This is a genomic window from Corallococcus sp. RDP092CA, from assembly GCF_041903675.1.
In the GTDB taxonomy this organism is placed as follows: Bacteria; Myxococcota; Myxococcia; order Myxococcales; family Myxococcaceae; genus Corallococcus.
Map to the genome: position 1 here is coordinate 58,965 of NZ_JAYESI010000011.1, position 22,101 is coordinate 81,065.

Annotated in this window: 20 protein-coding genes; 4 read left to right on the top strand and 16 right to left on the bottom strand. The window is 72.9% G+C overall.

From position 1 onward, the window contains the following. Positions 1-21 precede the first annotated feature (21 nt). The 3 genes from nadB to U8525_RS14420 are packed head-to-tail and all read left to right on the top strand — an operon-like array spanning position 22 to position 2,984. Complete coding sequence (gene nadB / locus U8525_RS14410; protein WP_374265874.1) at positions 22-1,608, top strand: L-aspartate oxidase; 1,587 nt, start codon at positions 22-24, stop codon at positions 1,606-1,608. Between the two features lie 6 nt (positions 1,609-1,614). Then, a complete protein-coding gene (locus tag U8525_RS14415) occupies positions 1,615-2,379 on the top strand; it encodes a rhomboid family intramembrane serine protease (protein ID WP_374265876.1) in 765 nt (254 codons plus the stop codon). Positions 2,380-2,381: 2 nt separating this feature from the next. Beyond that, the gene (locus tag U8525_RS14420) at positions 2,382-2,984 is read left to right on the top strand and encodes a TIGR00730 family Rossman fold protein (protein ID WP_374265878.1); all 603 of its coding nucleotides are present in this window, start codon (positions 2,382-2,384) and stop codon (positions 2,982-2,984) included. Positions 2,985-3,004: 20 nt separating this feature from the next. Here U8525_RS14420 and U8525_RS14425 read toward each other — a convergent pair whose 3' ends face one another. The 9 genes from U8525_RS14425 to U8525_RS14465 form a co-directional block, all read right to left on the bottom strand. Continuing rightward, the gene (locus U8525_RS14425; protein WP_374265880.1) at positions 3,005-3,634 is read right to left on the bottom strand and encodes a hypothetical protein; all 630 of its coding nucleotides are present in this window, start codon (positions 3,632-3,634) and stop codon (positions 3,005-3,007) included. Beyond that, positions 3,631-4,206: an orotate phosphoribosyltransferase gene (pyrE, locus tag U8525_RS14430; protein WP_374265882.1), complete on the bottom strand. Its 576-nt coding sequence runs from the start codon at positions 4,204-4,206 to the stop codon at positions 3,631-3,633. Before pyrE ends, U8525_RS14425 begins: the two co-directional genes overlap by 4 nt. Before the next feature lie 3 nt (positions 4,207-4,209). Next, complete coding sequence (locus U8525_RS14435) at positions 4,210-5,598, bottom strand: ParB N-terminal domain-containing protein (protein WP_374265884.1); 1,389 nt, start codon at positions 5,596-5,598, stop codon at positions 4,210-4,212. A 61-nt stretch (positions 5,599-5,659) separates the two neighbouring features. After that, positions 5,660-6,373 carry a polymer-forming cytoskeletal protein gene (locus tag U8525_RS14440; RefSeq protein ID WP_374265886.1) on the bottom strand — a complete coding sequence of 238 codons (714 nt, stop codon included), beginning with the start codon at positions 6,371-6,373 and terminating at the stop codon, positions 5,660-5,662. A 3-nt stretch (positions 6,374-6,376) separates the two neighbouring features. After that, entirely contained in the window at positions 6,377-6,700 is a 324-nt protein-coding gene (locus U8525_RS14445; protein WP_120565586.1) for a polymer-forming cytoskeletal protein, read from the bottom strand. Between the two features lie 63 nt (positions 6,701-6,763). Further along, on the bottom strand, positions 6,764-7,105 hold the full coding sequence (gene bacN / locus U8525_RS14450) for a bactofilin BacN (protein ID WP_014397642.1): 342 nt from the start codon (positions 7,103-7,105) through the stop codon (positions 6,764-6,766). Positions 7,106-7,158: 53 nt separating this feature from the next. Then, a complete protein-coding gene (locus U8525_RS14455) occupies positions 7,159-7,995 on the bottom strand; it encodes a lysophospholipase (protein ID WP_374265889.1) in 837 nt (278 codons plus the stop codon). Positions 7,996-8,007: 12 nt separating this feature from the next. Then, a complete protein-coding gene (locus U8525_RS14460; protein WP_374265891.1) occupies positions 8,008-9,888 on the bottom strand; it encodes a tetratricopeptide repeat protein in 1,881 nt (626 codons plus the stop codon). Between the two features lie 6 nt (positions 9,889-9,894). Next, entirely contained in the window at positions 9,895-12,393 is a 2,499-nt protein-coding gene (locus U8525_RS14465; RefSeq protein ID WP_374266140.1) for an ATP-binding protein, read from the bottom strand. Positions 12,394-12,851: 458 nt separating this feature from the next. Between U8525_RS14465 and U8525_RS14470 the strand changes: the two genes are divergently transcribed. Continuing rightward, on the top strand, positions 12,852-14,411 hold the full coding sequence (locus U8525_RS14470) for a hypothetical protein (RefSeq protein ID WP_374265893.1): 1,560 nt from the start codon (positions 12,852-12,854) through the stop codon (positions 14,409-14,411). Between the two features lie 10 nt (positions 14,412-14,421). Here U8525_RS14470 and U8525_RS14475 read toward each other — a convergent pair whose 3' ends face one another. From U8525_RS14475 to U8525_RS14505, 7 genes are read right to left on the bottom strand one after another with little or no spacing between them, the layout of a single operon-like run. Next, the gene (locus U8525_RS14475; RefSeq protein WP_374265895.1) at positions 14,422-15,162 is read right to left on the bottom strand and encodes a TlyA family RNA methyltransferase; all 741 of its coding nucleotides are present in this window, start codon (positions 15,160-15,162) and stop codon (positions 14,422-14,424) included. Then, entirely contained in the window at positions 15,159-16,916 is a 1,758-nt protein-coding gene (locus U8525_RS14480; RefSeq protein ID WP_374265897.1) for a 1-deoxy-D-xylulose-5-phosphate synthase, read from the bottom strand. The genes U8525_RS14475 and U8525_RS14480 overlap by 4 nt, the downstream gene beginning before the upstream one ends. After that, positions 16,916-17,809: a polyprenyl synthetase family protein gene (locus tag U8525_RS14485; protein ID WP_374265900.1), complete on the bottom strand. Its 894-nt coding sequence runs from the start codon at positions 17,807-17,809 to the stop codon at positions 16,916-16,918. Before U8525_RS14485 ends, U8525_RS14480 begins: the two co-directional genes overlap by 1 nt. Positions 17,810-17,814: 5 nt before the next feature. Then, complete coding sequence (locus tag U8525_RS14490; RefSeq protein WP_374265902.1) at positions 17,815-18,204, bottom strand: PleD family two-component system response regulator; 390 nt, start codon at positions 18,202-18,204, stop codon at positions 17,815-17,817. Positions 18,205-18,231: 27 nt separating this feature from the next. Continuing rightward, positions 18,232-18,570, bottom strand: coding sequence for an exodeoxyribonuclease VII small subunit (gene xseB / locus U8525_RS14495; protein ID WP_374265904.1), 339 nt, complete (start codon positions 18,568-18,570; stop codon positions 18,232-18,234). 41 nt (positions 18,571-18,611) lie between these two features. Beyond that, a complete protein-coding gene (gene xseA, locus U8525_RS14500) occupies positions 18,612-20,348 on the bottom strand; it encodes an exodeoxyribonuclease VII large subunit (RefSeq protein ID WP_374265906.1) in 1,737 nt (578 codons plus the stop codon). Further along, positions 20,345-22,090 carry an FHA domain-containing protein gene (locus U8525_RS14505; RefSeq protein ID WP_374265909.1) on the bottom strand — a complete coding sequence of 582 codons (1,746 nt, stop codon included), beginning with the start codon at positions 22,088-22,090 and terminating at the stop codon, positions 20,345-20,347. The genes xseA and U8525_RS14505 overlap by 4 nt, the downstream gene beginning before the upstream one ends. Positions 22,091-22,101: the final 11 nt, after the last annotated feature.

A 22,101-nucleotide genomic window follows, 5' to 3' on the forward strand; every position in this document is an offset into this window, starting at 1 on the left:
CCGCCATTAAGGCTGTCGACCATGCCCCATCGGTTCGATTTCCTGGTCATGGGCGGCGGCGTTGCGGGCCTGTCGTTCGCCCTGCAGGCGGCCCAGCACGGCACGGTCGCGGTCCTCACCAAGCGCGAGCGTGGTGAAGGCAACACGGCCTACGCACAAGGGGGCATCGCCGGGGTCCTGTCCCCCACGGACACGTTCGACGCGCACATCCAGGACACGCTCGTCGCGGGCGCGGGCCTGTGCCACCGCGACGCGGTGGAGGTGACGGTGCGCGAGGGGCCCACGCGCCTCAAGGAGCTGGTGGCGCTGGGCGCGGCGTTCGACCAGCGCGGCGGCGAGTTCGACCTCACGCGCGAGGGCGGCCACTCGGCCCGCCGGATCATCCACGCGGGCGACATCACCGGCCGCGAGGTGCAGCGCGCGCTGCTGGCCGCGTGCGACGAGCAGCCCAACATCACCTTCTTCCAGAACACCGCCGCCATCGACCTCATCCTGGACCGGCGTCCGCACACTCCGGCCGGCAGCCGGTGCCTGGGCGTGTACGCGCTGATCGAGGACGGCTCCATCGAGCGCTTCCTCTCCAAGGTGACGGTGCTGGCCACGGGCGGCGCGGGCAAGGTGTACCTCTACACCTCCAACCCGGACGTCGCCACGGGCGACGGCGTGGCCATGGCGTACCGCGCGGGCGCGCGCGTGGCGAACATGGAGTTCTACCAGTTCCACCCCACGTGCCTCTTCCACCCGGAGGCCAAGAGCTTCCTCATCAGCGAGGCCCTGCGCGGCGAGGGCGGCAAGCTGCGGCTCAAGGGCGGCCAGACGTTCATGGAGCGCTACCACCCCATGCGGGACCTGGCCCCGCGCGACGTGGTGGCGCGCGCCATCGACGCGGAGCTCAAGCGCACGGGCAACGACTGCGTCTACCTGGACATGACGCACCTGGGCCGCGCGTACCTCACGGAGCGCTTCCCCAACATCTACGCCACCTGCAAGGCGTTCAACATCGACATGGCGGTGCAGCCCATCCCGGTGGTGCCCGCGGCCCACTACCAGTGCGGCGGCGTGGTGACGGACCTGGACGGGCGCACCAACATCCCGGGCCTCTACGCCATTGGCGAGGTGTCCTGCACGGGCCTGCACGGCGCCAACCGGCTCGCGTCCAACTCGCTGCTGGAGGGCCTGGTGTTCGGCCACCGCGCGGTGCGGGTGGCGGCGGAGGAGCTGTCCTCGCTGTCCCTGCCGAAGGAGGATCCGCCGGCCTGGGACTCCGGCAGCGCGGTGGACTCCGACGAGAGCGTGGTCGTCACCCACAACTGGGATGAGATCCGCCGGCTGATGTGGAACTACGTGGGCATCGTCCGCACGGACAAGCGGCTGATGCGCGCGCGGCGGCGGCTGGAGCTGCTGCGCGAGGAGATCCGCGACTACTACTGGCGCTTCAAGGTCACCCGCGACGTCATCGAGCTGCGCAACATCGCGGAGGTGGCGCACCTCATCGTGGACTGCGCGAGCCGCCGCAAGGAGAGCCGGGGCCTGCACTACACCCTGGACTACCCCCACACGGACGAGCACCAGGGGACGCGCGACACCGTCCTCTCACGGGAGCTGTGAGCGACCATGTCCCGCCCACGCCGCATGCTGGATGACCTCCCCGGTCCCTCCGGGATGGATGACGCGCGGGGCGCCGCGCCGGGCCCCCGGGATGGGGACGGGCCGCCGCCGGGCCCCCAGCAGCCCCGGACGCGGCTGCCCACGCCCTACGTGTGCTTCGCCATCATCGCGGGCGCGGTGGTGATGTTCTTCCTCAGCCCGTCACTGGGCCGGCCGCTCATCATCGGCAGGACGAACTACGGAGTCGTGGGGCCGCTGGCGCTCTACGGGCCGTGGGTCCAGGCGGGTGAGTACTGGCGCCTGTTGGGCATGGTGTTCGAGCACGGCGGCCCGATGCACCTGCTCTTCAACATGCTCGCCGTGTACTCGATGGGCGCGTCGCTGGAGCGGGGCATCGGCAGCGCGCGGTTCCTGGCGCTGTCGCTCGTCACGGCGCTGGGCGGCTCCGCGTTCGCGCTCTTCTTCAACTTCGACACCGTGACGGTGGGCGCGTCCGGAATGATCCTGGGCTGGGGCGGCGCGATGCTGCCCATCTTCAACCAGCAGGGCCGCCGGGAGCTGATGTTCTGGCTGTTGCAGGTGGCGGTCATCAGCCTGCTGCCCGGGGTGAGCTGGTCGGGGCACCTGGGCGGCTTCCTCTTCGGCCTCCCGTGCGGCATGGCGCTGCGCCAGGGGCCGAAGTTCTACGCGCGCGCCATCCCCGTCCTGCTGTTCATCGCCGCGGTGCTGGCCGTGGTCGCCGCCCATCCCGGGCGCCTTGGAGGCCTTTGACGATGGCTGAAGCCACCGTGCGCAGCGTCTGCGTCTTCTGTGGTTCGCGCTCCGGCGCGCGCGCCGAGTACCGCGAGGCCGCCACCAGGATGGGGGCCGCGCTGGCGAAGCGGGGGCTGGCGCTCGTCTATGGCGGCGCCAGCGTGGGGCTGATGGGCGCGGTGGCGGACGCGGTGCTCGCCAACGGCGGCAAGGCCGTGGGCGTGCTGCCCCACTTCATGGACGCGAAGGAGCTGGCCCACCCGCGGCTGACGGAGCTGCACCGGGTGGACTCCATGCACTCGCGCAAGGCGCTGATGGCCGAGCGCGCGGACGCCTTCCTCGCCCTGCCCGGCGGCTTCGGCACGCTGGATGAGCTCTTCGAGATCGTCACCTGGGCGCAGCTGGGCCTGCACCGCAAGCCCATGGGCCTGCTGGACGTGGACGGCTTCTTCCAGCCGCTGCTCGCGATGGCGAGGCAGATGGTGGAGGCGGGCTTCGTCCCGGAGCCGCAGGGCATGCCCTTCGCGGTGAGCGCCTCGCCGGACGCGCTCCTGGACCGCCTGCTCGCGGGGCCCACCATGCCGCTCACGTCGAAGTGGCTGAAGGATGGCCAGCAGACCTGAAGGCCCGCGGCCGCCCCGCGTCAGCGCGCGTGGACCTTCAGCGCCACGTTCCCCAGCGACGAGGCGACGCGGAACACCACCTCCTCCGTGCCTTCGGGGATGACGGGCTGGCCGTCCGAGAACGTCTTGGGGAAGCGCACGCGGTAGCCCACCCAGAAGAGGCTGGCGTAGGGGTAGTAGGCGCGCACGTTGAGGTCCGACCGGCCCAGGCGGCGGATCTCCAGGGGCGTGATCTCGCCCGCGGGCGTCACCAGCGCGAGCCGCCAGATGCTGTTGCGGTGGGCGAAGTCGTCGTAGCGGTAGTCGTTGACGTGCACCGCCAGGAAGAACTCGTGGAACTTCGCCGCATCCGCCTGCTCCTCCGCCAGGAGCTGCTCCACCTTCGCGGCGGGCAGCGTCTGGAAGATGGCGCGGCGGTGGACCCGGGCCTCGCGGAAGGCGGGCGTCTGGAGCGTGGCCCCCGCGAAGACGCGCGTGTCGAAGCCGTCGTAGATCTCCTTGCGGTCCGAGTACCGATCCAACACCGCGAGGTAGGCGGCCTCCTGCTTCGGATCATCCAGCGTGGGCGCGGGCTCCCCGACGACGGGGGGCGTGGTGGAGCAGCCGCCCAGCACGCCCAGCAGCACCGCGGCCACCAGCAGCCTTCTCACGGGATGAAGTCCTTGCGCGTGAACAGCGTGGTGAGGCGGTGGCCGGCGGCCTCCACGGCCTCGCGCCCCCCCTCCAGCCGGTCCACCAGCGCGAAGGCGCCCAGCACCGTCAGGCCCTCCAGCTTCGCGCGCTCGATGGCCTTGAGCGTGGACGCGCCCGTCGTGACGACGTCCTCCACGATGGCCACCGGGGCGCCGGGGCCCAGCGCGGACAGCCCCTCAATCCACTGGCCGGTGCCGTGGCCCTTGGGCTCCTTGCGCACGATGAACGCGTGCAGGGGCTTCAGGCCGCCGCCCTCCAGGAAGCTGGTGAGGCTCACCGCCGACGCGAGCGGATCCGCGCCCAGCGTCAGCCCGCCCGCGGCCACCGCGGACGGAGCGTCGCGCCGGATGGCCTCCAGCAGCAGCCGGCCGATGAGGTAGTGGCCCTCGGCGAGCAGCGCCGTGCGCTTGCAGTCGATGTAGAAGTCCGACTCCTTGCCGGAGGACAGCACCACGCGCCGCCGCTCGAAGGAGCGCTGCGTGAGCACCGCCAGGAGCCGGGCGCGGTCGCGTTCGAGCGTTTCCGCCATGGCCTACAGACCCTCCAGGTACACCACCAGCTGCGCCGAGTAGCGCAGCTGCATCAGCAACTCCGCCCTGCGCGCTTCATCCAGCGCGGCGAACACGTCCGCGAGCAGCGAGAGGTCCTGGTTGAGGGCGCCGATGCGCTGCACGACGTCCGCCGCCAGCTCGTCCGCGTCGACCTCCTCCTCGACCCCTTCCGGCGCCAGCGTCTCCTCGGTGGCGAGCGCCTTCTCCAGCATGTCGCGCACCGGCGCCGTCAGCCGCCCCTCGGCCTCCAGCGACTCGCGCTTGGCCGCCAGCACGTCGTGCTCCACCGGCGAGGCGTGGATGGCCTCCGCCAGGGACAAGAGGAGCGCGTCCTCGTCCGACAGCTCCTCGTGCACGCGCACCTGGACCTGGTCGCGCTTGAGGAAGCGCAGCGCCGCCACGCGGCGGAAGCCGCAGATGAGCTGGTAGCGGTCCTCACCGCGCGGGCGCACGTCCACCGGGAACAGCTGGCCCAGTCGCGCCAGGTCCGTGGCCAGCTCGGACACGTCGCCCTCGTCCCGCAGGCGGAAGGTGGTGTCCTCGTCCAGTCGCTCCAGCGGCAACACCATCGCCGTCACCTGTCCCATCACGCGCGGCACGATGGCCTCCGCGTGGGGCTCCCCTTCCGGGGGCGCCGCTTCATCGTTGGAGCCCTGCTCCGATTCCGCGCCCGCGGCCTCCTGGCTCGCGCGGCTCGCCACGTCCCAGATGCCGGCGCTCAGCAGCGCGGCGTCCGCGCCCGACACCGGCCCGGAAGGCGGCTCCGCCAGCACGTCCCTCGCCTCGCCGCCCCCGTCGCTGCCCGTGCCGGAGGCGTCCTGGACGCGCTCCCCCGAGGACAGCTCCACGTAGCGGCCGGGCCCTGACGTGGCTTCCGTCCCCGCCGGTGACGTCTCCACACCCGTCGAGGACGCCTCTGCGCCCGTCGAGGATGCCTCTGCGCCCGTCGAGGATGCCTCCGCGCTGGTCGATGACGTCTCCCCATCCGTCGGAGACGCCTCTGCGCCCGCCGAGGACGTCTCCCCATCCGTCGGAGACACCTCTGAGCCCGTCGGTGACGTCTCCGCGCCCGTCGAGGACGCCTCCGCGCCCGTTGGTGCGCCGTCCGGACCGGGAGCTGCGCCCTCCGTGCGCGCTTCGGGCGCAGCGGCGGCGTCGGCCCCGCTCGCGGTGCCCTCGCCGGGCAGGTCCGACTGGGCCCCACCCGCCGCGGCCTGGGCGGCGCCTTCCGGCGTCACGTCCCCGCCCACACCCTCGCCGTGCTTCGGCGGGGACGCGTCGGCCGCGCCGTCCTGCTGGGGCGGCGTCGCGTTCTCCCCCGGCGTGCCCGGCATCCCTTCCTCTCCCTCGGCCCTGTGCTCGGCGTCCATGGTGGCACCCCCGGTGGTTCCACCCCCGCGCCGCCGGAAACGACGGCGCGGCGGGCGGCATCTAGCGGGACTTCTTCACCACGACCTTCTTCTTCGCGCCAGCACCCATCACGCGGGGAACAGGCGCGCCAGCACTGCTCGCCTGCTCAGTGGACGCCGGCCGCGGAGGCTCCGGAGCCCGGGGTGCGGCCGCCGCGGGCGGCGGGGGCGGCAGCGGCTTGGCGGACGGACGCGCCACGACGGTGGCCGGCGCCGTCGTCGCGGGCGGCGTGCGCGCGGGAGGCGGGGGCGGCGTCGGGGCGGCGCGCGTCGGGGCGGCCGGCGGCGTCGGAGGACGCGGCGGGGTGGCCCCCGGGCGCACCGTGGGACGCGTCACCGCCTGGGGACGGGCCACGGCGGGGCGCTCGGACGGCAGACGGCCCGGCTCCACGTCGCCCATGTCCACGCGGCCTCGGAAGCTGGCGCCGTCCACGATGATGACGCGCGGGGCGCGGATGTCGCCCACCATGCGGCCCTCGCGGGTGAGCTCCACGCTCTCGGTAGCGTTGATGTTGCCCACCACCACGCCGCTGACGATGGCGTTCTTCACCGCCACGTTCGCCTTCACCACGCCGGACGGCTCCACGATGAGGGTGCGGCTGAGGGTGAGCTCACCCTCGACGCGCCCGCGGACCGTGAGGTCCTCGTCACCCGTGAGCCGACCGCTGATGAGGATGGAGGGCCCCACCACGGTGTTATCGACGGCGTTGCCTGCAAGCTCCTTCGCGGTCGCCACGGATCAGCGCTCCTTCATGTCCATGTCGACGTTGCCCTTGAAGGAGGCACCGTCGGCGATGAGGATGCGCGGGGCCTTGATGTCGCCCACCACGCGGCAGTCCGTCTTCAGCTCCACCTTGTCGCTGGCGGCGATGTTGCCCGTCACGCGGCCGGCGATCTCCACGTTCTGCGTCTCGATGTCCGCCTCGACGACGCCCGAGCCCTCCACGTAGAGGCTCTCCTTGAGGGAGATCTTCCCCTTCACGGTGCCCTGGATGACCAGGTCCTCGTCACCGGAGATCTCCCCATCGATGACGATGCTCGAACCAATGATCGTATTCGCCATGAGTGTTGTCCGCCCTCTCGAAGCTGTGCGCCTGGGGGACCGTGGGTCGGTCCCCGGTGGATGCTAGATGTCGTCCGGCAACTTCACGTCCATCTCGATGGAGCCGTTGAACACGGCGCCGTCCTCGATGATGACCCGCGGGGCCTTGATGTCGCCCGCCACCTTCGCCGAGGCGTTGATGGCCACGCGCGTGGAGGCGTCGATGTTGCCGCTCGCCTCGCCGTTGATGGTCAGCTCCTCGGCGCGGATGTCCGCCTGCACCTTGCCGGTCCCCTCGATGGTGAGGTGGTTCTTCAGGGCGATCTGCCCCTCCACGCGCCCCTCGATGACCAGGTCCCCTCCGCCCGTGAGGTTGCCCCTGATGACGATGCCCTTGCCAATGATGCCCGTTTCACCCTGTGCCATGAGGTGATCCTCGCCAGCGCCTGCTCCGTCGGGAGCGGGGCGACCTGATTATGTCAGAGATGCGCGGAGATCCAGCCGGAGATGTCCTGGAACACCGTCGCGCGGTCCCGCTCGTTGAGCGGCTCGTGCCGCATGCCGGGGTACTCCTTGAACTTCTTGTCCGCCGTCCCCGCCGCCTCGAAGAAGGCCCGCGCCGCCGCCGGCAGCGCCACCCCGTCCTCCTGGCCGCACAGCACGAACAGCGGGACTTGAATCTTCGGCGCCAGCGAGAGCGTCTGCGCCTGGGCGGCCGTGGACTCCACGAACCAACGGGGCGTGGCGAAGGGCACGTACAACGGGTCCGCCTCGACCGCCTTCTGGATGTCCGGGTCGGTGCTGAGCATGTCCGGCGCCAGGCCCGAGGGGACCTTCATCCAGGGCACCAGGGTGCCCACCATGCGCGCGGCGAGCACCTTCGCGGCCGGCGGGGAGATGGCCAGCTTGAGGTAGGGCGCGGAGAGGATGGCGCCGGAGAGGCCCTCCAGCCTCCCGGTCAGGGCGTGCGCGGCCATCAGGCCGCCGTGGCTGTGGGCGAGGAGGAAGATCTTCTCCGTGCCCGCGGCCTTGCGCACGCGCTGCCAGAAGCCGTCCAGGTCGTCGAGGAAGTCGGTCCACCTGCTGGCGTAGGCGCGGCGGCCGTCCGCGCGGCCGTGGCCGCGGTAGTCGAAGCCGTGCACCGCGAAGCCGTCCTGCACCAGCGCGTCGATGACGGGCCGGTAGCGGCCGATGTGGTCGCCGTAGCCGTGGACGATGGCGACATGCGCGCGGGGGGCGGAGTCCGGCATGTCCAACGTCCAGAACAGCCGGGTGTTGTCCTTGCCGCTGAAGAAGCCTTCGTCGTGACGGGCCATGAGGCCTGGACCTTAGCGGCCCGGCGCGGTCGAGGGTAGCGCCTTCAACTTGCGCTCCAGGGTGACGCGCTGATCGGCGGGCTCGGCGGCCTCCGGATCCAGCGCCAGCACCTCCAGCGCGCGCGTCCAGACCCGGGCGGCCTCCGGGGCGCGGCCGGCCTTGAGGTAGGCGTCCCCCAGGTGCTCCAGGATGGGGGGCTCGTCCGGGGACAGGTCCACCGCGCGCTCCAGGACCTCCACGGCCTTCTTCACGTCGCCGCGCTGGTAGTGCACCCACCCGAGCGAGTCCACGTAGGCCGCGCTGTCGGGCCGGAGCGCCAGCGCGCGGCGCACCAGCCGCTCCGCCTCGTCCAGGTCCCGGCCCCGCTGCGCCAGCACGTACCCCATGAAGTTCATCGCCGCGGCGTGGTCCGGCTTCAGCGCGAGCACCGCCCGCATGCGCGAGAGCGCCCCGGCCACGTCGCCCTGGCGCTCCAGGAGGACGCCCAGGGCGAACTGCAGGTCCTGGTCCTTCGGGGTCCGGGCGACGGCGTCCCGCAGCAGCGAGAGCGCGTCCTGTGCCCGGCCCTGGCGCTCCAGCAGGGACGCCAGCGCGTCGTACGCGAGCACCGCCCCCTCCCCCGCCAACGCCTGGCGCAGCACCCCTTCCGCCTTCGCCGCGTCCCCGCTCCGCTCCAGCGCCCGCGCGTAGCCGACGCGCACCTCCACGTCCTCGGGCGCCTCCGCCAGGGCGGCGCCGTAGAGCGCCAGCGCGCGCGCGTGGTCTCCCGCCAGCGACAGGCAGCGCCCCTGGCGAAGGCGGGCGTCCGGGAACACCTCCGAGTCCGCGGGCACGAGCGCGAAGTCCCGGGCGGCGACGGAGAAGTGGCGCGTGCGCTCCGCGACGAGGCCCGAGTAGTAGGCCAGCCGGGGCTCGTCCGGCGCGTCCTTGCGCGCGGCGTCCAGCACCTCCTTCGCGGCGTCCGGCGCCCCGGCGGCCAGGTAGCTGAAGGCCACCCGCACGGCCAGCTCCGGCGACGCGGACAGCGACAGCAGCCGGTCGAAGTACGCCCGAGCCCGCGTCACCGACCCGCCCTTCAGCGCGGCGCGGCCCGCGGACAGGAGCACCTCGCGGCTGTCCGGATCCGCCTCCAGCGCGCGGGCCAGCGCGTCCTCCGCCTCCTTGGGCCGGCCGGAGTCCTCGTAGAGCCGGGCCAGCGTGGACCACACCTCCACGTCGCCCGGGTCGCGCTCGGTGGCCTTCACGAGCAGGCGCTCGGCGCGGGCCGCGTCGCCGCGCTCGGCGAGGACCAGCCCCAACCGCCGGTAGCCGGAGGCCTCTCCCGGCAGCGCGTGGGCCAGCGCCTCCACCACCTTCACCGCCTCCTCCGGCTTCCTGGCGTCCAGGTACAGCTGGGACAGGACCAGGTACGCCTCCGGCTCGCGGGGGCGCAGGGCCACCGCGCGGCGCAGGTGCTGTCTCGCGCGCGCCGTGCGGCCGGACTCCAGCAGCACCCGGCCCAGGAGCACGTGGGCGGCGTAGTGCGTGGGGGCCCGCTCCACGGCCCGGCGCAGCTCGCGCTCGGCGCGGGCCAGGTCGCCCAGGCGCGCGTACTCCTCGCCCAGCTGGGTGAGGAGCGTCGGGTTGCCGTCGTCGGTGACGAGCGCCAGCCGCAGCTCGTCCACCGAGCCCCGGTGGTTGCCCTCCAGGTGCAGCAGGCGCGACTCGAGGTAGTGCGCGTAGCTGGCGGACGACGCGGACGGCTCGTCGTCCCGCTCGCTGGCGTCCATGGCCTCGCGCATCGCCTCGCGGTCGACGTGCGGGGCCTTCCTCGCGGGCGCGGCGCCCGCGCCTCCGGCGGCCAGCGCCAGGCACACCACGGCGGCACGGCTGAGGAGCGGGAGCGGACGCACGGGGGGCTAGTGGACCTCCGGCGGGGGCGCCCCCAGCTTCTCCAGCAGCTTCTCCACCGGATCGCTGTCCTGGCTGACGTCCGCCATGGCGGCCCGGTACTCGATGGAGGTCACCTTCTCCACGTCCGGCATCAGGCGGTTGATGACCGTGCGCGCCGCGTCCGCGTTGCACTCGGGCAGCACCACCGCGAAGACGCCCAGCCCCAGGTGGGCGATGGCGTCCGGGTGGCGCACGCGCTTGCGCATCACCTCGGCCATGTTGGGCGGCATGACGTCCAGCTCGCGGTCCGGGCGCAGCACCGCCAGCGTGAGGGCGCGGTGGTAGCGCCGGCTGCGGGCCACCTCCTGCTCCAGCCGCAGGAGCAGGCCGCGGCGGTCGTGCAGGCCCGTCGCCGGGTCGCTGCCGGTGCGCCGCTGGAGCGAGGTCGTCTTGTCCTGCGGGTCCTTCTCCCCCTGGCGCAGCTTGAGCGCGCGCTCGGTGCGGTTGAGCAGCTCCACCGCGTTGAAGGGCTTGGCCATGTAGTCCACCGCGCCCAGGTTGAGCGCGCGGACCTTGTCGGCCACGCCCTGGTGGGCGGACAGCAGGATGACCGGGATGTGCGCCGTGTCCGACGAGGACTTGAGCGCCATGGCCGCGTCCAGGCCGTCCAGCTTGGGCAGGAACACGTCCATGACCACCAGGTCCGGCCGGGACGCTCTCGCCTTCGCCAGGCCCTCCGCGCCGTCGCGCGCCACCTCCACGCGGTACTTCGAGCGCAGCACCTCCGACAGCACCGCGGCGATCTCGGGCTCGTCCTCCACCACCAGCACGCGCGGCTGCTCGGGCGCGGCGCCGGGCGCCGGCTGCGGCCGGGGGTTGCGCGCGGCCTCCTGCGCCAGGGGCAGCGTGAAGACGAAGGTGCAGCCGCCATCGGCGGGGCTCTCCGCCCAGATCTCACCGCCGTGCAGCTCCACGAACTCCTTGCAGATGGCCAGCCCCAGCCCCGTGCCCTTGGGCCCGTGGCGGTAGCGGTCGAAGACGAGGTGCAGCTCGTCCGGCGGGATGCCCACGCCGTTGTCGCTCACCATCACCCGCACCGCGTCGCCGTCCGGCCGCGACAGCCGCTGCGTGCGCACCACCACCACGCCCGGGTCCGCGGCGTGCTGGATGGCGTTGCTGATGAGGTTCTGCAGCACCTCGTGCAGCTTCACCTCGTCGCCGATCAGCATCAGGCTGTCCGGGCACTCGGAGCGCAGCGACACGGCCTTCTCCGCCGCCAGGATCTCCAGCTCCGCCACGGCGTCGCGGCACAGCTGCGCCACGTCCAGCACGCGGGGCTCGATGGAGAGGCGCGCCGCCTCGCCCTTGCCCTTCTCCAGCAGCGACTCGACCAGGGTGAGGATCTTCCGGCCCTGGCGGATCATCGCCTCCGCGGACTGCTTCTGCTGCGCCTCCAGCGGCCCCTCCAACAGGAGCCGGCCGTGCCCCAGGAGCACCTGGAGCGGCGCGCGCAGGTCGTGGCTGCACACCGCGATGATCTCATCCTTGAGGCGGTTGAGCTCCTTCAGGCGGCGGTTCGCGTCGTTGAGCTCGCGGTAGCGCTCCACGTACGCCAGCTCCAGGTCCTCGCGCTTCTTCTTCACCGCCGTGTGCAGGCGCGCGTTGCGGATGGAGTTGGCGAGCACGCCCGCCACGGCCTCCGCGAACTCCTGCTCGTCGCGCCCGATGGACGCCTCGCCCCTGGACACGCGCAGGAAGAGCGCGCCGAGCAGGTCGTCCTGGCAGATGAGCGGCTGCACCAGGATGGACTTCACGCCCTGCGGCAGCAGCGACGTGCGCACCTCCGCCATCAGCGGGTCGCGCTGCGCCTCTTCGATCAGGACGGGCTGCCGCGTCTCCAGCGCGCGGCGCAGCTCCGGGTAGCGCGCCACCTCGATGTCCAGCTGGACGAGGCTGGGGTCCTCCTGCGTCGCGACGACCGTGGCCGTGCGCGCGTGGCTGCCCTCCACCAGCACCACGGAGCAGCGGTCCGTGCCCGTCACCTGCCCCACCTTCTCCACCGCGATGCGGAGGATCTCCTCCAGCTCCAGGGAGCTGGTGGCCGCCTGGGTGATCTCGAGCAGCATCCCCATCCGCATCCGGATGCGCTCCTCCCGCTCCTTCAGCCGCCAGGCGCGCAGGGCGGACTCCAGCCGGGGCACCAGTTCGTCCGCGCCGCGCACGAAGTCGTCCACCGCCAGGCGCTTGAAGGCCTCCGCCGAGCGCGCGCGGCCCTGATCCACCAGCACCGGCAGGCGCTGGAGCTTGTCCGTCTTGCGCACCGTCTCCAGCAGCTCCGCCGCCCGCTTGGCCGTCACCGCCAGGAGCACCACCTCCGGCTGGAGCTGATCCACCATCTCCGCCAGCCCGGTCTCCCGCTCGGTGGAGGCGCACTGATAGCCACTCGCCGTGAGCCGCTCCACCAAGGCGTCGCCCGCGGCCTTCGCCGCGAGCACCAGCACCCGCCCCCGCTGCTCCGACGACAACATCTCGATCCTCACGGCGCTCCTCCGCCCCGCCCAGACAGGGAACGACGCCGCGGAAACCCGTTGGGTGCGAAAGGGGTCATGGTCGATTCCGGATCATGCCGTCTAACCCGTCCGCGGGCCAGCGGATGAACGAGGCTCTCCTCAAGCGGGAGGGGTGGGAAAAGGCGCGCGACGTATACCCCGGACCGGGATTCTTCCTCCGGAATCCCGCACGCGCATGACGGACCGGTGACCGGAATCGCCTGCCCACTCCCTTGAAGAAGTGGAACCCCGCGGAAACAGTCGAACTGTTACTTTCTTCCCCCACCATTCCCGCTGGATGGCCGGCAGCCGGGCGGTCGGGCAGGAGGCGCGGGGAGGTATCCGGGGACTTCGCGATCAGGCTTCGCGGGCGGAGGGGTCCCTGGGAGGTGGCGCCGCCCGCTTCCCGAGGGAGCGCGGTAGAGTGTGAAACCATGCACTTCGCTCCTTCGCGCCCGTTCGCGCCGCGGGCCCTCCTGGCCACGCTGACCTTCTGCGCCTCCGTGTTCGCCGCCTGTGGTGGCGAGAAGCCGGCGCCCATCCTGGACCCGCCGACGGTGACCCTCACCGTGCCGCAGCCCAACACGGCGGCCCCGTCGCTGACGGTGCGGGTCATCGTGTCCGGGTGCGACGCCGTGTCGCGGGTGGACATCTACGACCGGGACACGTTCCTGAAGACCGTGCCCTACACCAGCGGGTCCATGGACTTCGAGCTGGCGTTGAACGAAATCAAGTACGACCGCGGCCTCGCCGTGGGCCTGTCGCTCAACGCGCGGGCGACGTGCGCGGACGGCCGGACGAACGTGTCCCAGCCGCAGGCGGCCACGTTCCTGCCGGTGGCGAAGGTCATCAAGGATCCGGACCCCAACGGCCAGGTGGTGACGGACTACTTCATCGCCGAGGGCAGCGGCGCGAACGTGGCCTTCATCGGGTGCGGCAACCCCACCACGGGCTCCGGCACGCTCTACCGCGTGGACTCGGAGGGCGTGGTGCGCAACTCGGTGGCGCTGGGCATCCCGTGCAGCGCGGAGACCGTCATCACGAGCATCAACTCCCAGAGCGGCAAGCGCTGGGTGTGGACGCCCGGCGAGGGCGCCGTGGCGGTGGACTCCAACTTCGGCATCAGCGGCCGCACCTCGCCCACGTACTTCCTGGTCAACCTGTCCGTGATGGCCAACGGCGACGCGCTGGTGCGCGACCGCTACACGGTGTCCCGCCTCAAGCACACCAACGCCGGCGGCACCTTCCAGTGGACGTACAAGGGCGCGGTGCTGGGCCCCATCAGCCCACCGCTGGAGAAGGGCCAGCAGGTGCTGGTGCCCTACGTGGCGCAGCTGGAGTTCTCCACGGTGCCGCAGATCATCGTGGCCTACCTCGACGCGAACGGCACCAGCCAGGAGCTGCAACCGGTCCAGGAGAAGAAGATCCTCGCGTACAACGGCGAGCTGGACGAGCCGCCCGTCACCGCCTTCAGCCCGGACGGGTCCACGCTCTACGTGGCGTTCCTCCTCGCCAACAACCAGTCGCGCGTGCAGGCCTGCTCCACGGACCAGGAGGGCTGCGAGGGCGCCGCCTTCAAGTGGAGCAGCACCACGTTCCCGGTGCCGATGAACTTCCTCCTGCCCTTCGCCGCCGGCTCCCGGCTGGCAGCCATCGGCACGCAGCGGGTGTGGTTCCTGGATGCGTCGAACGGCCTGGTCACCAACAAGGGTGGCACGTCCGTGGACGCGTCCGGTCAGCTGCGCATCGCCCAGGTCCAGCTGGGCCACGCGACGAGCAAGGAGTTCTACCTGCTCAACGCCCCGAACGTGGCCGGCGCCCTGCCCCAGGAGATCGTCGCGGTGGACTCCGCCGAACAGGGCGAGCTGTTCCGCTACGAGGTCTCCAGCAGCCTGTCCTGCTCCGTGGATGACAGCGGGCGGCTGTGGATGCGCGTGGGCAACAACCTGGTCCAGGCGTTGACGCTGCCCGAGTACCGCGCCGTCAAGCCGTGACGGACGGCCGTCAGGGCCTGTCGGCGACGAGGAGCGCCTCCACGTTGCCGGCGGGCCCGGGCACGGGCGAGTCCATCACCCCGCGCACGGTGAGGCCGTGCTCGCGCACGAAGGCCGTCACCGTGTCGATGGCGTCCTGACGCGCCTCCGGGTCGCGCACCACGCCGCCCTTGCCCACCCGCTCCGGCCCCACCTCGAACTGGGGCTTCACCAGGGCGATGAGCAGGCCGCCCGGCGAGAGGAACGGCAGCACCGATGGCAGCACCTGCGTGAGCGAGATGAAGCTCACGTCGATGACGACCACGCCCACCTGCTCCGGCAGGTCCTCGTCCGTGAGGTAGCGCGCGTTGACGCGCTCGCGCGAGCGCACGCGCGGGTCGACGCGCAGCTTCTCGTGGAGCTGGCCATAGCCCACGTCGATGGCGTGCACCCGCACCGCGCCGTGCTGGAGCAGGCAGTCGGTGAAGCCCCCCGTGCTGGCGCCGATGTCCGCGCCCACGCGGCCCGTCACGTCCAGGCCGAAGCGGTCCATGGCCGCCTTCAGCTTGAGGCCGCCGCGCGACACGTAGGGCAGCACCTCGCCCTTGAGGCGCAGCTCCGCGTCCACGGGGACCAGCGAGCCCGGCTTGTCCACGCGCTGATCCGCCACCACCACCTGGCCGGCGAGGATGAGCGCCTGGGCCTTGGTGCGCGACTCGGCGAGCCCGCGCTCCACGACCAGCACGTCCAGCCGCTCCTTCTTCGGCTTCACCGGCGCTCCTCTCCGAGCAGCGCCCGACCCGCGCGCCGCAGTCCCGCCGCGTCCAGTCCCAGCTGCGCGCGCTGCACCCGCGCGTCCCCATGCGGCAGGAACACGTCCGGCATGCCCAGGAGCGTCACCCGGGGGGAGACGCCCGACGCCGCGTACAGCTCCAGCACCGCGCTGCCCAGGCCGCCCCGGGTGGTGCCCTCCTCCGCCACCACCACGTGCCCACCCGCCGCGGCCTCCAGGAGCGCGGCCTCGTCCAGCGGCCACGCCCGGCGCGCGTCCAGCACGCTCCAGTCCGGCTCGGACCGCGCGGCCTCCAGCGCGGAGAGGCCCAGCGGCCCGAGCGTCACCAGCGTGAGCCGCGAGCCGGGAGCGCGCTTCAGCCAGCGGGCGCCGGTCACGGGGACTTCGGGCGACGCGGACGCCAGCTCCGGCGGGACCTCCGGCAACGTGCCGCGCGGGAAGCGCAGCACGGAGGGCCCGGGCGCCTGGAGCGCGGTGGCGAGCAGGGGCGCCAGGTCCTCCCCCACCACCGGCGCCCACTGCGTGAGGCCCGGCAGCGGCCGGAGGAAGGACACGTCGTAGGCGCCCTGGTGCGTGGCGCCGTCCGCGCCCACCAGCCCCGCCCGGTCCACCGCGAAGACGACGGGCAGCCCCGGCAGGCACACGTCGTGGACCACCTGGTCGTACGCGCGCTGGAGGAAGGTGGAGTAGATGACGCACACCGGCTTCGCCCCCGCCGCGGCCAGCCCCGCGCAGAACGTCACCGCGTGCTGCTCCGCGATGCCCACGTCGTGCACGCGGTCCGGGAAGCGCGCCTTCAGGCCGGTGAGCGCGCTGCCCTCCAGCATCGCGGGCGTCACGGCCACCACGCGCGGGTCGCGCTCCAGCGCGTCGCCCAGCGCGTGGGCGAAGGCCTCGCTGAACGTGGTCCGTCCCCCGCGCGAGCGCACCAGCTTGCCGTCGCGCCACTCGTAGGGCCCCATCGCGTGGCCGCGCGTCTGCTCGTCGGCCTCCGCGGGCGGAAAGCCGCGCCCCTTCCGGGTCAGCGCGTGCACCACCACCGGACGCGACGACGCCTTCGCCTCGCGCAGCGCGCGCGTGAGGGCGCCCAGGTCGTGCCCGTCCACCGGGCCCAGGTAGGTGAAGCCCAGCGACTCGAAGAAGGCGCGGGCGTTGCGCGTGCGCAGGAGCGCGGGGATGGCGCCCACGTTCGCGCTGATGGACATCTGGTTGTCGTTGAGCACCACCACGAGCGGCAGCGGGCTGCCCCCCGCGTTGTTGAGCCCCTCGAAGCTCAGGCCTCCGGTGAGCGCGCCGTCGCCCACCACCGCCACCACGTGGCCCGAGTGGCCCAGCTGCCTGCGACCGGAGAGCAGCCCCAGCGCCGCGGAGATGGCCGTGCACGCGTGGCCCGCCGCCAGCGCGTCGTGCGGGCTCTCACGCGGATCCAGGAACGGCGCGATGCCGCCCGCCTGCCGCAGCGTGTGCATGCGCTCGCGCCGGCCGGTGAGCAGCTTGTGCGCGTAGGCCTGGTGCCCCACGTCGAAGAGGAGCGCGTCCTGCGGCGTGTGGAAGACGCGGTGCAGGGCCACCACCAGCTCCACCGCGCCCAGCGACGCGCCCAGGTGGCCCCCCACGCGGCCGCAGGTGGCGATGATGGCCTCGCGCAGCGCCTCGCACAGGCCGGGCAGCGCGTCCTCGGGGAGCGCGCGCACGTCCGCGGGTGACGCCACGCCGGACAGCACGTCCGCCATCAGGACTTCCGCTCCACCGAGTAGCGCGCCAGCGCCGCCAGCGGACCGTCCTCGCCCTCCAGCGGGCGCACCGCCGCCTGCGCGCGGGCCACCAGCTCCGAGGCCATGCGGCGCGACTCGTCCAGTCCCACCACCGCCGGGAAGGTGAAGCGCCCGGCCTCCGCGTCCGCGCCCACCGGCTTGCCCATGGCCTCCGCGCTCGACGTCACGTCCAGCACGTCGTCGGCGATCTGGAAGGCCAGGCCCACGGCCTCGCCGTAGGTCACCGCGCTCGCGAGCGCCGCCGCGTCACCGCCCGCCGCCTGGACGCCCATCCGGCACGCCGCGAGGATGAGCGCGCCCGTCTTCAGCCGGTGCAGCCGCAAGAGGTAGTCCAGCGTCGGGGCCCGGTCCGCCGCGATGTCCAGCACCTGCCCGCCCACCATCCCCGCCGCGCCCGACGCGCGCGCCAGCTCCGCGCACAGGGTGCCGCGCACCGGCTCCGGACCGGAGGCGAGCAGCGTGAAGGCCTCCGTGAGCAGCGCGTCCCCGGCCAGCAGCGCCACCGGCTCGCCGTAGACCTTGTGGTTCGTGGGCCGGCCCCGGCGCAGGTCGTCGTTGTCCATCGCGGGCAGGTCGTCGTGCACCAGCGAATAGGTGTGCACGTACTCCAGCGAGCACGCCGCATCCAGCACGACGACGTCGTCGGTGCTCGCCCTCGCCACCGCGTCCGCGAAGGCCAGGCACAGCACGGGGCGCAGGCGCTTGCCGCCCGCGAGCAGCGAGTAGCGCATGGACTCCGCCAGCTGGGGCGGCGTGCCCGCGGAGGCCCAGCGGTCCGCGCGTTCGAGCAGGAGCGCCTCCACCCGCGCCTGCTGCATGCGCATGAAGGGATCCAGGTTGAAGACGGCCATCGGGGTCAGGGCTCCTTCGCCACGTCGGCGGAGATGAGTTCGCGGATGCGCTTGACGAGCGCGTCCAGCTCCAGCGGCTTCACGAAGTAGTCGGCCGCGCCGACCTCCATGCCGCGCCGCTTGTCCTCCGGGTCTCCCCGCCCGCTGATGAAGATGATGGGGATGTCCCGGAACTGCTTGTTCTGCTTCACGGCCTGGCACAGCTCGAAGCCGTTGATCCAGGACATGTTCACGTCCAGGAGGATGGCGTGCGGCCGGTGCAGCTCCAGCGACGCCACGAGCCGCAGGCCATTGGCCGCGGACATGACCTCGAACCCCTCGGCCCCCAGGGCCTCGGCGAGCAGCTCACGCGTGTCGCGGTCGTCATCGACAATCGTAATCTTCGGCTTCGACATGCCCGGCCTCCGCCCTTCCCCTGGTGACTAGAACGGGACATCGTCCTCCGGCGGCGGACGCGACGGCGCGGCCGTCCGGGGGGCGGCCTGGGGAGCGGGCCGGGCCGCCACCGCCAGCGGCGCGACCACGTCCTGGCCGTCCTCGTCCACCAGCAGCTGTTCGATGCGCTGCTCGGCCTCCGTGAGCAGCTTCTCGCCCCGGCGGACGAGGCGGATGCCCTCCTCGAACGCCTTGAGCGACTCCTCGAGCGACAGGTCGCCGCTCTCCAGCCGCGCCACCGTCTCTTCCAGGCGCGACACCACGTCCCCGTACTGCTCCGGGGCGGGCTCCACCTTGGGGTTCTTGTCCGACTTCGCCACGGCCATCCACCTCCCCGAGCGGGGCGCGGAATGTAGAGGGTGGCCCGCTAGCAGTCCACCGGGCCTTTCAGGCGGGTCACGGTCGCTTCGATTTCTTCACACCCGCCCAGCGTTTTCGCCCCGTGGGCCGCCAGCTTGATGCCCAGCACGTCCCCCACCACCACGTCCGACATGGAGCGCACCACCACGCCGTCCCGCTGGCGGAACGTCACCGCGTACCCGCGAGACATCACCTTCAGGGGGCTCAGGGCGTCCAGGCGCCCCCCCAGCCGTCCGAAGTGGGTCTGCGCGGACGACAGCATGCCCCGCTGCAATTCCAGGAGCCGCGCCCGCGCCTGGGCCACCTTCGCCCGCTCGGCCGCCACGCGCGCCGTGGGCGAGGCCCGCTCCAGCCCCAGCCGCGCGTCCGCCAGCGCGCCCCGCCTCCGGGTGACGCCCGCGCGCGCCGCCTCCGTCAGGCGCATGGCCAGCTTCAGCAGGTGGGCCCGCTGCTCCGACAGCCGCGTCTGGGGCCGCGCCCGCTGGAGCCGGTCCTGGAGGGCGCGCAGCGTCTCCCGGTGCTCGCGCGTCCGGGGGCGCATGACGCGCATCATCGCCTCCACCTGCTCGGACAGGTGCAGGCGCTGGTGGTTCACCTCGCGGCGCGGGTCCGGCAGCCGCGCGCGGAGCTGACCCTGGCGCTCGCGCAGCTCCAGCACCCGCCGCTCCATGGCCCGGCGCAGCCGCCCGGACTGGGTGGCCAGCGTCAGCTCCAGGTCCGCCAGCACCGGCGCCAGCCGCTCCGCCGCCGCGCTGGGCGTGGGCGCGCGCAGGTCCGCGACGAAGTCGGAGATGGTGAAGTCGATTTCGTGGCCGATGGCGGACACCACCGGCACGGGCGAGGCGAAGATGGCGCGCGCCACCCGCTCCTCGTTGAACGTCCAGAGGTCCTCCACGGAGCCTCCGCCGCGCGTCACGACGATGACGTCCACGTCGGTGCGCCCGAGCCGCTCGATGGCCCGCGCCACGTCCTCCGCGGAGCCCTCCCCCTGCACGCGCGCGTCCGCCAGCAGCACGCCCAGCCGGGGGTTGCGCGAGTGCAGCACGCGCAGGAAGTCCTGGAGCGCCGCGCCGGTGCGGCTGGTGACCACGCCGATGCGCCGGGGCAGGAACGGCACGGGCCGGGGCGGCCGCACGCGCCGGTCGCCGATGAGCCCCTCCGCCGCCAGCCGCTGCTTGAGCTGCTCGAACGCGAGCGCCAGCGCGCCCTCGCCCACCGGCTCCAGCCGGGACACGATGAGGCTGTAGCGGCCCTGCGGCTCGTACAGGTCCACGCTGCCCTCGGCCAGCACCTCCATGCCGTCGCGCAGGGCGAAGCGGATCCGCGCCGCCATGGACGCCCACACCTTCGCGTCGATGGAGGCGTCCGAGTCCTTGAGCGTGAAGTACCAGTGGCCGCGGGCGTTGGCGCCCCGGAAGCTGGACACCTCGCCGCGCACCAGCACGCGCGGGAAGCGCGACTCCACCGTCTGCTTGATCTGCCGGGTGAGCTCGCCCACCGACAGCACCGTGCGCTCCGGGCGCGGCGGCGCGGCGATGACGGCCGGGGGCGCCGGAGCGGCGGCGGCGGCCGGGGGCTGCGCGGCGAGCTCCGCCACGGGCGCGGACGGCGGCGCCTTGGGGGGCCGGGGCGCGGCGGTCTTCGGAGGCGCGGGGCGCAGGGGCGGCAGGAGCGACGTGCCGAACAGGTCGCCCTGCCCCGGCTCGTCGGCCGGGGGCGGCTGCGCCCCCTTGCGCTTCTTCATCGCGACAGCTTCTCGACCCAGCCCTGGGCCTTGCCGTGCAGCTCGTCGTCCGGCGGCGTCATCGCGACGACGTCGCGGAACTTGGGCAGCGCGTCCTCCGGGCTGGAGTCCTTGATGGAGTAGGCCTGGAGGTACAGGTCCTTCGCCTTGCCCTTGAGGTCGTTGACGATGTTGGCCGCGCCCGCGTGCGCGGGGTCCGCCTGGAGCGCGCGGCGGGCGAACTCCATGGCGCGAGACCACTGGCCGGCGGCCTTCGCGCCCGCGGCGCTCTTGTAATAGATGGTCGCCGCGCGGGTGCCCGCGGTGCGCGCCAGCTTGCTGCCGCGCCCGTCGGTGATGTCCTTGTCCAGCGCGAGCAGCCGGGTGAGGCCCTTGGCGTCCAGGTCCTCCAGCTTCTTGTAGAGGTTGCCGAACTCCGTCACCTGCCCCATCAGCTGCTTGCACTGCGGCGTCTTGGCCGCGCACGCGTTGAGCATGGCCGCCGCGCCGGTGATGTCACCATCGCGGAAGCGGTCCACCGCGGGCTCCCACGGCTTGGGCGCCGAGGCCACGCGCACGGGGTCCGGGCGGGTCAGGTCCGCGACGACGCGCGCGGCCTCGTCATTGACCAGCTTGCCGTCGCGGTGCTCGGGGAAGGTCGCGAGCACGTCGTCGGTGATGGCCTTGGCCTGCTGCACCTTCTCCAGCTCGCGGGTGTCCAGCAGGCCCTTGGCCTCCTTCGTGCGCTTGTCGGCGGCGTCGATCAGGCTCTTGCGCGCCGCCTTCAGCTGCTCGTAGAGCTGGGTGTCGCTGCTCACCTTCTCGATGGACGCCTTCGCGTTGGCGAGCTCGCCCTTCTCCAGCGCCGCCTGGGCCGTGGCCAGGTGGCCCTGGTTGGGAATCTCGCGCTCCGCGGCCTTCAGGTAGTCCGCCACGCCGGGGTAGTCCGGCGCCTGCGCGTGGAGCTCCTCCAGCTTCGCCTTGGCCTGCTCCCACTGGCCCTCGCGCACCAGGTTCTTGGCCTCCTGGAAGAGGCCGCCCAGGTGCGCGCGGTACTCGAGCTGCTCCGCCTCGATGCGGCCCTGCTCCTCCTGCTGCTGCCGCATGCGCGAGCGCGCGACGCCCAGGCCCGCGAAGAGCAGCACCAGCACGGCGGCGCCCGCGAGCTTGATCCGCATGCGCTTGCGCTTCATCTCCGGCGTGAGCTCCGCGGCGGCGGCGGCCCGCGACGTCTGCGGGCGCGCGCGGCCTTCACGGGCGGGACGCGCGGGCACGGCCGCGGCACCGCGGGCACCCGAGGCGGACGGCCGGGGACGGGGGCTGGAGGGCGCCTGCACCTTGGCGGTGCTGTTGGCGGTGTCCTCGTAGCGCAGCTCCGAGTCGCCCAGCGTGATGATGTCGCCGTTGGCGAGCAGCGTCTCCTCGGAGATGGGCTCGCCGTTGACGATGGTGCCGTTGCCGGAGCCCATGTCACTGACCATCCAGCCAGCGGACTCCTTGCGCAGCGTCACGTGCTTGCGGGAGACGGACGTGTCCTGGATGCAGATGGGGTTGTCGGTGGAGCGGCCCACCGTGTACTCGAGCTCGGAGAGCGCGAACTCCTCGCCCTCCATGGGGCCGGCGACGACGACGAGCTTCGCGGGGCGGGCCGCGGCCGCGGCCGCACCGGCGGTCGACCGGCGGACCGGCGCGCGCTGTCCGGTCCCGGAGGATGGCGTACCTGACGTAGGCCGTCGGCGAGCGGGGGGAGGTGCGTTCGACATGGAGGTCACCA